Source organism: Nodosilinea sp. LEGE 07088 (assembly GCF_015207395.1).
Classification (GTDB): domain Bacteria; phylum Cyanobacteriota; class Cyanobacteriia; order Phormidesmidales; family Phormidesmidaceae; genus Nodosilinea.
Window position 1 is genome coordinate 1 of record NZ_JADEWX010000176.1, and the last position, 11,958, is coordinate 11,958.

An 11,958-nucleotide genomic window follows, 5' to 3' on the forward strand; every position below is an offset into this window, starting at 1 on the left:
AGTTATGGACCGACTGGGCACTCCAACTGATAGCGCTCAAACCCCATAAACATCGCTATTTTCAGCGTGGTCTCTATGCTCTATCCCTGATGCAGCAAGCTCTTTAGGTACGTTGTCACCCGTTAAGGTCATAGGCATGAGCCTGCTTGACCTGAATCAAATCCAGCACCCGATCCCAGGTGTAAGACGCGTTGGGAGCGAGGGCCTGCAGCTCTTTGATGCGCTTCTTTTTGGCCGTTGCTTGCTCCTTTTTTTGGCGCTTGGCGGCCAGATCGGCTGCGATCGCCACCACCTCCGAAAACCGCCGCCGCTCCTGGTCAGGGGCTGATGGCACTGATGGCTGAGAGCCAGCCAGTTCTTGCAACCGATTGATCAATTGCAGATCGACGTGGGGTTCGCGCCGCAACAGTTTCAGCAAAAATTTCTGGCGTTCTGCCTCGGATAGCTTCGGTAAACAATCTTCAAGGTTTGGGGCTGGCTTGGGCTGTTGGGCAGGGCTAATCTGGGCCGCCGCTGCGACTAAGTCGGGGTCAAGCTCCACCAGTTCTACGAAGGCCTTAAGGGGGGGCGTTAGCTTGCTCAGGTTGGGCGGCACGGTTGGCTCAGTCGGGTCTTCATCCTCGCCATACTCCACCAGGTTAGGGCATATCCGTAGCCAGGCCAGGTATAGCAAACGCAAGTCACCCGTCAACAAGTCATCGCGCAGGGGCAACAGCCGAGGCAGCCAGCCTTCGCCTTCAACCCATCCAATCAGTCCCTCTTCTTCGTGGATTTCGATGTTGAGAATGAGGTGGTGGGTGGTGGTGGAAACAGCGATCGCATCACTGACCTCGTAGGGTTTAAACCATGAGCGCTCGACCATCGCTTTGGGAAAGCGAAACATAATTTGCCAGGTACCCCAGTTGGCAATGTAAAACATCGCATCGAAGTACTTGGCCAATACAGCCTCTGGATCGCCGCGAAAGTCGCCATAGTTATAGAGAAAGCTGGCTCTACTGGGGGTAATGTGCGCTCGACTCGACAGCGCTTGCAGCGCCTCCTGTTCTTTGAGCGTCAGCGGTCGGTCAAGGGCTTGAAACTCGTAGTACTGGTATGCACTCATTGCCTTTTAACAATTGCTACCAAGGAAACGAAATTATCATCTCTTGATACCCTTCCAAGCCGACGGTTGAGAACTCAAATTCTTTCGATATGTGGTCAACCACTTTATACTGAGCAGCCGTCTTCATCGTAAACGTGGTTGCCAAGAGAAATTGATCATTTTCTGCTTTCACATTCACCGCGGTGCTGTCCTGCTTGTTTGTCAACCGTGATGCCGCAAAGCTCAAATCATCAAGGTCTTTCTCGGTAGGTGGCACCGAGACTACAATTACCACTTCTACATTCATGGGACAACCTCCATAGACATTGTTTAGATGGAATACTCTCAGACCACAACGAGAAGACTTTTTAGCCTCGATCCAAGGCTGTTTAATTCCAAGCATTCTAGGGAAGTCAGCTATGCCGCTGCCGCAGCGTATATTTTCTTGTAGTTGTATTAGAAATAACAGACATTCGCGAAACAAAAGCTTTTTAAGTTTGTTATATTTCGCAAAGTTTTTAATGGCTGATCTGATCATTTTCTTAAGAGACCGGCCAGCAGCTTGTGCCTCATCGCAGAATGTCTAGGCACGATCTACGTCTGTCCCTGTTTGAGTTCCATCGTTTTGTTCGATAAATCAATGACCCTATCTCAACCGCCCCAAGCCCAAGGTCTCTATCATCCTCAGTACGAGCACGATGCCTGCGGTGTAGGCTTTATCGTCCATATGAAAGGTGCGCAGTCCCACAGTATTGTGCAGCAGGGGCTGAAGATTTTGGTCAACCTCACCCACCGGGGCGCGGTGGGGGCCGAGGCCAACACGGGCGATGGGGCCGGTATTTTGCTGCAAATGCCCCACGCTTTTATGGCCAAGGTGGCGGCGGCAGAGGGCATTGCGCTACCTGCACCGGGGCACTACGGCGTGGGTTTCTTCTTCTCGTCGCCCGATGGGAGCGATCGCGAGAAAGGCCGCCGTCTATTTGAGCGCATCGCCCAGGAAGAAGGGCAGCAGGTACTGGGCTGGCGCGACGTGCCCACTGACGACAGCTCGCTGGGCGAAACTGCCAAGGCCAGCGAACCGTTCATGCAGCAGGTGTTTATTGCGCGATCGCCCGATTTGACCGATGACCAGGCCTTTGAACGCAAGCTCTACATCATTCGCAAGCGGGCCCACTCCACCATTCAGACCACCGGGGTTGACCCTTACCTATACGCCACCAGCCTGTCAAGCCGCACGGTAGTCTACAAAGGCATGCTCACCCCCGAGCAGGTGGGCTTTTACTTCCCCGACCTGGCCGATGGGGATATGGCCAGCGCCCTGGCCCTGGTGCACTCGCGCTTTAGCACCAACACCTTCCCCAGTTGGGAGCGGGCCCACCCATACCGCTATGTGGCCCACAACGGCGAGATCAACACCCTGCGCGGCAACATCAACTGGATGTATGCCCGCCAGTCGATGTTTGAGTCAGCCTTGTTTGGCGACGACCTGCAGCGGGCTCAGCCCCTGATCAACAAAGACGGCAGCGACTCGGGTATTTTCGACAACACCCTGGAGCTGATGACCCTGGCGGGCCGTTCCCTGCCCCATGCGGTGATGATGATGATTCCGGAGCCCTGGACGGCCCACGAGTCGATGAGCCCCGAGAAAAAAGCCTTCTACGAATACCACGCCTGCCTGATGGAACCCTGGGATGGCCCCGCCTCGATCGCCTTCACCGATGGCACCATGATGGGCGCGGTGCTCGATCGCAACGGCCTGCGCCCCTCTCGCTACACCGTGACCAAAGACGACCTGGTGATCATGGCCTCCGAAGCGGGGGTGCTGCCCGTTGAGCCCGAGAATGTGGCCTACAAGGGTCGCCTGGAGCCCGGTCGCATGTTCCTGGTGAATATGGACGAGGGCCGCATCGTCGCCGACGAAGAGATCAAGCAGCAGATCGCGACGGCAAACCCCTACCGGGAGTGGCTCGATCGGCATTTGGTGAAACTGGAAGATTTGCCGGAGGTCACAGACCCCGCAGGGTTAAACGGCAATGGCGCAGACCCCGTAGGGGCACAGCATGCTGTGCCCCTACCCAAACCCGTGCCCCTACCCACCCTGCAAACGGCCTTTGGCTATACCTTTGAGGAATTGCGGCTGCTGCTGAAGCCGATGGCGGAAAATGGGGTGGAGGCGATCGGGGCGATGGGCACCGATACGCCACTGCCCGTGCTCTCCAACAAGCCCCGGCTGCTGTACGACTACTTCCATCAGCTGTTTGCCCAGGTGACCAACCCGCCGATCGATTCGATCCGCGAGGCGATCATTACGTCCGCCGAAACCACCATCGGCAGCGAGCGCAATCTGCTGAGACCCGAGCCCGAGAGCTGTCGGCTGATCAACCTGAAGACGCCGATTATTACCAATGCCGAGCTGGCCCAGCTCAAGCAGGCGGGCGACCAGGGCTTTGCCTCGGTGACGCTGCCGATGGTGTTTAGCGCCAAGGATGGCGAGGCGGGTCTGGCCTCGGCCCTGGAGGGGATCTTTCAGGCGGCGGATGCGGCCATTGCCGACGGCACCAGTCTGATTATTTTGAGCGATCGCACCATCGATGCCGACCACGCCCCCATCCCTGCCCTGCTAGCCGTCTCGGGCCTGCATCACCACCTGATTCGCAACGGCACCCGCACCCGCGTCGGCCTGGTGCTAGAGTCGGGCGAACCCCGCGAAGTGCACCACTTCGCCACCCTGATTGGCTACGGCTGCGGCGCGATCAACCCCTACCTGGTGTTCGACACCATTGAGGGCATGATTGCCGATCAGCTGCTGCCGCCGATGGAGTTTGACAAAGCCTGTCAGAACTTCGTCAAGGCTGTCACCAAGGGGGTGATCAAGATCGCCTCCAAAATTGGCATTTCCACCATCCAGAGCTATCGCGGGGCGCAGATCTTTGAGGCCCTGGGCCTGAACCAGGCGGTGATTGACCAATACTTTACCTGGACCGCCTCCCGCATTCAGGGGGTAGGGCTCGACGTGCTGGCAGAAGAAGCCCTCAAGCGCCATCGCCATGCCTTCCCCGATCGCCCCACCGAACATGTCACCCTCGATGTGGGCGGCGACTACCAGTGGCGCAAAGAAGGCGAAGCTCACCTGCTCAGCCCCCAGGTGATTCACACCCTGCAAAAGGCTGTGCGCACGGGCGATTACGAGGCCTACAAGCAGTACGCCGCCCTGGTCAACGAGCAGGACAAGCAGCTCTTCCGCCTGCGCGATCTGCTCCAGTTCAAGCCACGCCAGCCGATTCCCCTGGAGGAAGTCGAGCCAGTAGAGGCGATCACCCGACGGTTTAAGACCGGGGCAATGAGCTACGGGTCAATTTCCAAAGAGGCCCACGAAACCCTGGCGATCGCCATGAACCGCATCGGCGGCAAGTCGAACACGGGCGAAGGCGGCGAAGACCCCGATCGCTACACCTGGACTAACGAAAAGGGCGACTCCAAAAACAGCGCCATCAAGCAGGTGGCCTCGGGTCGGTTCGGCGTCACCAGCCTTTACCTCTCCCAGGCCAGAGAGATCCAGATCAAAATGGCCCAGGGGGCCAAACCGGGCGAAGGCGGCCAGCTGCCGGGCCGCAAAGTCTACCCCTGGATCGCCAAGGTGCGCCACTCCACCCCCGGCGTCGGCCTAATTTCGCCGCCGCCCCACCACGACATCTACTCCATTGAGGATTTGGCCGAGCTGATCCACGACCTCAAGAACGCCAACCGCGATGCCCGGGTCAACGTCAAGCTGGTGTCAGAGGTCGGCGTTGGCACCATCGCCGCCGGGGTGGCCAAGGCCCACGCCGATGTTATCTTGATCGCCGGGTTCGACGGCGGCACCGGGGCATCTCCCCAGACCTCGATCAAGCACGCCGGGTTACCCTGGGAACTGGGCCTGGCTGAAACCCACCAAACCCTGGTGCTGAACAACCTGCGCAGCCGGGTGGTGGTCGAGACCGACGGCCAGATGAAAACCGGGCGCGATGTCATCGTTGCCGCCCTGCTGGGGGCCGAAGAATTTGGCTTTGCCACCGCCCCCCTGGTCTCCATGGGCTGCATCATGATGCGGGTCTGCCACTTGAACACCTGCCCGGTGGGCGTGGCCACCCAGGACCCAGAACTGCGCAAGCACTTCATGGGCGATGCCGACCACGTGGTCAATTTCATGCGGTTTATCGCCCAGGACATGCGGGAAATCATGGCCGAGCTGGGCTTCCGCACCCTGGATGAAATGGTGGGCCGCACCGATGTGCTGGAACCCAAGGCGGCCCTTGAGCACTGGAAGGCCAAGGGGCTCGATCTCTCCCCCATGCTCCACCAGCCCGAAGTTGGCCCCGAGGTGGGGCGCTACTGCCAGATGGCCCAGGATCACGGGTTGGATAAATCCCTCGATATCACCACCCTGCTGGATCTCTGTGCGCCCGCCCTTGAGCGGGGCGAAAAAGTCGCCGCCACCCTGCCGATCTATAACGTCAACCGCGTCGTCGGCACCATCCTCGGCAACGAAATCACCAAGCGCCACTGGGACGGGCTGCCCGACGACACCGTCCACCTTCACTTCCAGGGCAGCGCTGGCCAGAGCTTTGGGGCCTTTGTGCCCAAGGGCGTGACGCTGGAGCTGGAGGGCGAAGCCAACGACTACTTGGGCAAAGGGCTGAGTGGCGGTAAGCTCATCCTCTACCCACCGAAGCAGTCCACCTTTGTGCCTGCGGAGAACATCATCACCGGCAACGTCGCCTTCTACGGCGCCACCAGCGGCGAAGCCTTCATTCGGGGTCTAGCCGGGGAGCGGTTCTGCGTGCGCAACTCGGGGGTGACAGCGGTGGTCGAGGGGGTAGGCGACCACGCCTGCGAATACATGACCGGCGGCAAGGCGATCATTCTGGGGGTCACCGGGCGCAACTTTGCCGCTGGCATGAGCGGCGGCATCGCCTATGTGCTCGACGAAGCCGGGGACTTCGCCACCCGCTGCAACCGCGAAATGGTCGATCTGGAGAAACTCGAAGATCCCGAAGAAATTCGCGACCTGCAAGAGTTTATTCAGCGCCATGTCGACTACACCGAGAGCAAGCGGGGGCTGACGCTGCTGGCAGACTGGGACAACGCCGTCACCAAGTTTGTGAAAGTGATGCCCCGCGACTACAAGCGGGTGCTGCAACACATCCAAAAAGCCCTGGCCGATGGGCTAACCGGCGACGATGCCCTAACGGCAGCGTTTGAAGAAAATGCCCGCGACGTCGCCCGCATTGGCGGGAGTTAGATCGATCGTAGGGTGCATTCGCGGCTCACAACCATAGGCTAATCACTACAGATTATGCCTGCGAGCCGCAATGCACCAAAGGTGAATTCTTGCGGAATGATGTATTGCTTTGCAAATGCGTCCTACAACTGTTGCACTTGATTAAGGTAACACTCTAATAAATTAAGCCCTTCAAATAAGAGAATCTGTGAGTTTTTTTCATGCATCTAATTTTAAAAAATCAGGTAATTGAGCTAGCTGAGGAATACGAACTAACTTCGAAGAAAGAGTCAAAGTTGTTCGAATTCTTTTGCAATTTCTCTATTGTTTCAAAACATTACCTCGGAAGGTTCAATCCTGCTGATATTACAACCAAAGAAGACGATGCATCTCTCGACGGGATAGCTATAGTTGTTGATGGAGAATTAATTACTACTTCAGATGATGCAACAGAAATCTTCAAAACACACAAAACGAATCTTGTAGCTGAAGTGATCATCACTCAGGTTAAAAGTGGTGAGCAATTTACCAAAGATGAAATCAGTAACTTCAAGCTAGGATTGGATGATTTCTTGAGTTTAGAGCCAAAACTTCCGAACGGAAGATTAAATAAAGAATCAATTGAGATACTAAAAATAATTTTTGAAAACTCAAGAAAGATAAGAAATAGAAGACCAAACATAAGTATATATTACTGTACAAGCGGGGCTTACAAGAGCGAGAGAGAGATACAAGCCTGCTTCAATTTAATTGAAGAGTCCGTAAAAAGTACCGATTTTTTCTACAACGTTTTGGTTGAGCCCTTAGGACGTGGAGAAATACTTAAACTTTATGCTAGTCTTACCCAAAAAAATGAAGCGAAACTGAAAGTCTTAGACTATCTGGGAATGACTGAAATGCCAGGAATACCCCAGTCATACATAGCTGTATCTATTGCTAGTCATTTTATTGATTCCCTTCTTTTGGATGAGGAAGGAAATTTAAAGCAATCTGTGTTTGAGGAAAATGTCCGCTCTTTCTTAGGTGACGAAAACGATGTGAATCTCGCCATTCAAGGTACCCTAAGGTCAAGTGAAAAGAAGAGCCTCTTCTCTGTTCTAAACAACGGCATAACAATAGTTGCGCCGGAACTAAATTTAACTCCAAACACAAAAGAGTTTCATTTAACGAACTACCAAATTATTAACGGCTGCCAAACTAGCAATACTCTGTTTGAGAACAGGAAGCTTCTTACAGACGAAGTAAAAGTCGTAATTAAGTTTATAGAGTCACCTGACAACGATGTTTCAAACGACATAATATCGGCAACAAATAGTCAATCAGAAATTGCGAAAGAAGCCTTTTTTGGGCTGAGGAATAAAGCTAAATTAGTTCAAAAATATTTCGACGCTAAGAATCAAAGCTCCGCTCCTGAAAACCATATTTACTTCGAGCGGAGACAGGCAGAGTATAGAGGTCGAGGTTATCAAGCTACTAGAATTTTTGATGTTCGCGAGGTAACACGTTGTTATGCCGCAATGTTTCTAAACATACCCCACAACTCAGCTAGATATGTGAAGACACTGTTTTCAGCGTCAGGCGAGAACATTTTCAAGGAGCATGATCATGAATCATACTATTATGCTGCTTGCTTGGCGCTTTATAAATATCAAACGTTGATCAATGGCAGAAAAATTGGTGCCCCGAATTATACTAGGTTGAGATGGCATGTCATCCAAGCCTTTAAATGGTTATGCCACAACAAGATTGAAATGCCGCCGCCCAACTCCAAAAAGGCTGACAAGTATGCACAAAAAATAATAGATATTTTGCATTCCGACGACAAATCATATATTGCCATCTTTGAAGAGTCGCAGTCCCTTTTAGACTTAGCCGGAATGCCAACGGACGACGAATTGAAACGTGGAAAATTTACGAATACTTTGCTTGATGCCGCAACCAAAAAGTTTGCTTAGAGATCCGTAACTAAGGGCAAAGATCGATAGCCTGTGCCCCTCGCCGTAATCAAATCATCAATGGGCAAAGCCTTGTGCCCATCCAACAAGTCTCCCAATCAACTTATTCTTCAGGACAACCACCATGGGAAAACCGACTGGCTTTATGGAATACCTGCGGGAAGTGGCCCAAGAGGTCGCCCCCGCCGATCGCATTCGCAACTGGGACGAGTTTCACCTCCACATGCCGGAGGAAAACCTCCGCACCCAGGGAGCCCGCTGCATGGATTGCGGCACCCCCTTCTGCCACACCGGTATGACCATCAGCGGCATGGCCAGCGGCTGCCCGATCAACAACTTGATCCCCGAATGGAACGACCTGGTCTATCGGGGCCTGTGGGAAGAAGCCCTGGAGCGCCTCCACAAGACCAACAACTTCCCCGAGTTTACCGGGCGGGTTTGCCCTGCTCCCTGTGAGGGTTCCTGCGTGCTGGGCATTACCAGCCCCCCGGTGACGATTAAAAACATCGAGTATTCCATTGCCGAAAAGGGCTGGGAGTCGGGCTGGATTACCCCCACACCGCCCGCGAAGCGCACTGGTAAGAAAGTCGCCGTGATCGGCTCTGGTCCGGCGGGATTATCCGCCGCCGCCCAGCTCAATTCGGCAGGCCACTGGGTGACGGTATACGAGCGGGCCGATCGCCCCGGTGGTCTGCTGATGTACGGCATCCCCAACATGAAGCTGGACAAGCAAAACGTGGTGCAGCGGCGGCTGGATGTGCTGGAGGCCGAGGGCATCACCTTTGTCTGCAACACCGAAGTGGGCAAGGATATTTCTGCCGAAAACCTGCTGAAGGAATTCGACTCGGTGGTGCTCTGCACCGGCTCCACCAAGCCCCGCGACCTGCCCATCGAGGGCCGTGATCTGGCGGGCATCCACTTTGCCATGGAGTTTCTCACCGCCAACACCCGCTCCCTGCTGGATGGCTACCCCGGCAACGACTACATCTCGGCGGCGGGTAAAGATGTGGTAATTATCGGCGGCGGCGACACGGGGACAGACTGCGTTGGCACCTCCATTCGCCACGGCTGCAACAGCGTCACCCAGGTGGAAATTATGCCCCAGCCGCCGGAGACGCGATCGGCTGGTAACCCCTGGCCCGAATGGCCCAAGGTCTATAAGCTGGACTACGGCCAGGAAGAAGCCGCCGCCATGTTTGGCGATGACCCCCGCGCCTACCTGACCACGGCGACCCAGTTTGAGAGCGATGAACAGGGCCATGTGAAGGCCGTCCACACGGTGCAGATTCAGTGGGGCAAAGACGAGAACGGTCGGTTCGTACCCCAAAATGTGCCCGGCACCGAAAAGGTAATCCCCGCCCAGCTGGTGCTGCTGGCCATGGGCTTTCTCGGCCCCGAGCAGCCGTTGATCGACGCGCTGGGTCTAGAGAAAGATGGCCGCAGCAACGTGAAAGCCGAGCACGAGCAGTACACCACCTCGATTCCGAGGGTCTTCGCCGCTGGGGACTGCCGCCGGGGGCAAAGTCTGGTGGTGTGGGCGATCAATGAAGGCCGTGGGGCAGCGCGGGAGTGCGATCGCTACCTGATGGGCACCACTGAGCTGCCCTAACTCGCTCCCTCAGAAACCGGGTTTCTTGGCCCCAAAGGCTAAAACTGACATCTTGCAGTATCTCAGGGCGGTCTCATGCTGCGACAGGGATGCGAGCAACCGTGATAGGATGGCTGGCCTCCGCAGATCAGTTGTTTCTGTCACGCCAACGGAAACGGCTTCCAGGGAATCCACTCGGCCCAGAGCGCCGCCATGGTGCCGTCGGCCTGGGTAGCGACTAGAGCAGCATTGATCGCGGCCTGCAACGTGGGGTTGGTCTTGGCGGTGGCGATCGCAAAGGGTACCCGTGTTGGCAGGCTAAAGGCAATCTCCAGCGCGTCATCCTCTTCGGCGGCGACCACCAGCACCAGCTCGTCGTCAATCAGCGCGTCGATTTCGCCCGCTCGCAGCGCCGCCAGCATTTCGGGCAGCACCTGGTCGCTGCCGGGGTAGGGCACCGCCGTCGCCCCCGAAAATCCTTCCACTAGGGCGATGTTGGTGCTGTCGGCCAGGCCACCCACCCGCTTACCCACCAGATCCTCCACTGAGGTAATGCCGCTGCCTTTCTTCACCAGCACTGCCTCATCGAATAGGCCGTAGGGCTGGGTAAAATCGACCACCTGCTGGCGATCGGGCGTAATTGCCTGGTTAAACCACACCGCATCGTACTTCCCTGTGCCCAGGCAAGTGTAAAACTCGGCCATGGGCAGGTTGTGCCACAGGGGGGTCAACCCCAGGTGGGCACAGACCAGACGAGCCAGCTCAGGTTCGTAGCCGGTGCGCTGCCCATCGGCATTCAAAAAGCTCATGGGGCGGGCATCGAAGTCGCTGGCGGCAATATGCAAAACACCCGACTCAATGGTGAGGCGGGCGGGCGATTCAGCAGTGGGTAACGGGGGACACATAATCTTCGGGGGGAGAACTTATTATGACAAGTAGATAGGGCACCCCTAGATTTGTCAACTACGTCAAGTCAAGGGCGGGTTTCCGATTCGCACATTGCCTGGTCGCCCGCTGTGTTTTCTGCCCCTACATACTCTGTTTCAATGGACTATCACCCCATTCAGCTCACCTCTGAGCAGATTCAGCAGTTCCAGAACGATGGCTTTTTGATTCTGGAAAACTTTCTGCCCGCCGACTTTGCCGAGCGGCTGGCCAGCCGCCTGGAGCCCATGTTCCACGGCGAGTTTGAGACCGGCATTTACCCCGACGAGTGGCACTGGCGGCCGCGCATGAGCCTGCCCGACATCACCCGCGAGATCTGCAACGGCTGGAAGAGCGATCGCACCATCGCCAGCCTGGTGCTCTCCTCAGAGATCGGTCGCCTCAGCGCCACGTTAGCTGGGTGGGACGGTGCCCGCATCGGCCAGGATAGCCTGTGGATGAAGCCGCCCGGTGCCCAGGCGATCGCCATGCACCAGGACGGTGTCTACATCGACTTTTTAGAACCCGCCCAGATGATGACCTGCTGGGTCGCCCTCGATCGCGCCACCGCCGCCGATGGCACCCTGGTCTATGCCAAAGGCTCCCACAGGTGGCCGATCTCCAGCGTGGCGGGCGAGTTCCACGCCCCCACCAAAGACTACCGCTGGGCCATGCTGCAGGCCGCTGAAAATGCCGGTGTCCCGGAGCCTGAGCTGGTGGTGGTCGATGTGCCCGCCGGGGGCTGCGCCTTTCACCACGGGCGCACCTGGCACGGCCTCGGCCCCACCACCCGCACCGAGGGCATGTTTAACAGCATTGGCCTGCACACCATTCCCGCCGCCGCGCGCTTTCACCCCACCAACCCCCAGGGTTACATCTACGGTCGCTACAAGCGGGTAGGCGATACCGAAATGGACGAGAGCTTTTTCCCGATTCTGTGGCGCAACGACGGCTACCGCAGCCCTCACCTGGCGGACTATTGCGAAGATCCGCTGGGGGCGGCGATGGCGATCGCCTAGCGATTTTGGATTTTGGATTTTGGATTTTAAGCCCAAGTCCCCGAGTGGTGGGTTACGGCCATAGCCAGGGCAGTCGGCTCACCCACAGTTGCCCCTCAACCTAACCCACCCTCTGTCTCTTATACACCTCT

7 protein-coding genes are annotated in these 11,958 nt (G+C 56.4%); 4 read left to right on the forward strand and 3 right to left on the reverse strand.

Features of this window, described 5'->3' with window-relative positions; genetic code table 11:
- Positions 1 to 115: 115 nt before the first annotated feature.
- Both IQ254_RS25615 and IQ254_RS25620 read right to left on the reverse strand, forming a co-directional pair.
- Complete coding sequence (locus tag IQ254_RS25615; RefSeq protein WP_193968989.1) at positions 116 to 1,102, reverse strand: hypothetical protein; 987 nt, start codon at positions 1,100 to 1,102, stop codon at positions 116 to 118.
- 16 nt (positions 1,103 to 1,118) lie between these two features.
- Positions 1,119 to 1,388, reverse strand: a complete 270-nt coding sequence (locus tag IQ254_RS25620) for a hypothetical protein (protein ID WP_193968990.1) — start codon at positions 1,386 to 1,388, stop codon at positions 1,119 to 1,121.
- A 333-nt stretch (positions 1,389 to 1,721) separates the two neighbouring features.
- On the opposite strand from IQ254_RS25620, the gene gltB reads away from it, so the two are divergent.
- The 3 genes from gltB (at position 1,722) to IQ254_RS25635 (ending at position 9,905) form a co-directional block, all read left to right on the forward strand.
- Positions 1,722 to 6,362: a glutamate synthase large subunit gene (gene gltB / locus IQ254_RS25625; RefSeq protein WP_193968991.1), complete on the forward strand. Its 4,641-nt coding sequence runs from the start codon at positions 1,722 to 1,724 to the stop codon at positions 6,360 to 6,362.
- 200 nt (positions 6,363 to 6,562) lie between these two features.
- Complete coding sequence (locus IQ254_RS25630) at positions 6,563 to 8,296, forward strand: AIPR family protein (protein ID WP_193968992.1); 1,734 nt, start codon at positions 6,563 to 6,565, stop codon at positions 8,294 to 8,296.
- A gap of 124 nt (positions 8,297 to 8,420) precedes the next feature.
- Positions 8,421 to 9,905 carry a glutamate synthase subunit beta gene (locus tag IQ254_RS25635; RefSeq protein ID WP_193968993.1) on the forward strand — a complete coding sequence of 495 codons (1,485 nt, stop codon included), beginning with the start codon at positions 8,421 to 8,423 and terminating at the stop codon, positions 9,903 to 9,905.
- A 140-nt stretch (positions 9,906 to 10,045) separates the two neighbouring features.
- On the opposite strand, the gene IQ254_RS25640 is transcribed toward IQ254_RS25635, so the two are convergent.
- Positions 10,046 to 10,789 carry an ABC transporter substrate-binding protein gene (locus IQ254_RS25640; RefSeq protein WP_193968994.1) on the reverse strand — a complete coding sequence of 248 codons (744 nt, stop codon included), beginning with the start codon at positions 10,787 to 10,789 and terminating at the stop codon, positions 10,046 to 10,048.
- Between the two features lie 141 nt (positions 10,790 to 10,930).
- On the opposite strand from IQ254_RS25640, the gene IQ254_RS25645 reads away from it, so the two are divergent.
- A complete protein-coding gene (locus tag IQ254_RS25645; protein ID WP_193968995.1) occupies positions 10,931 to 11,827 on the forward strand; it encodes a phytanoyl-CoA dioxygenase family protein in 897 nt (298 codons plus the stop codon).
- Positions 11,828 to 11,958: the final 131 nt, after the last annotated feature.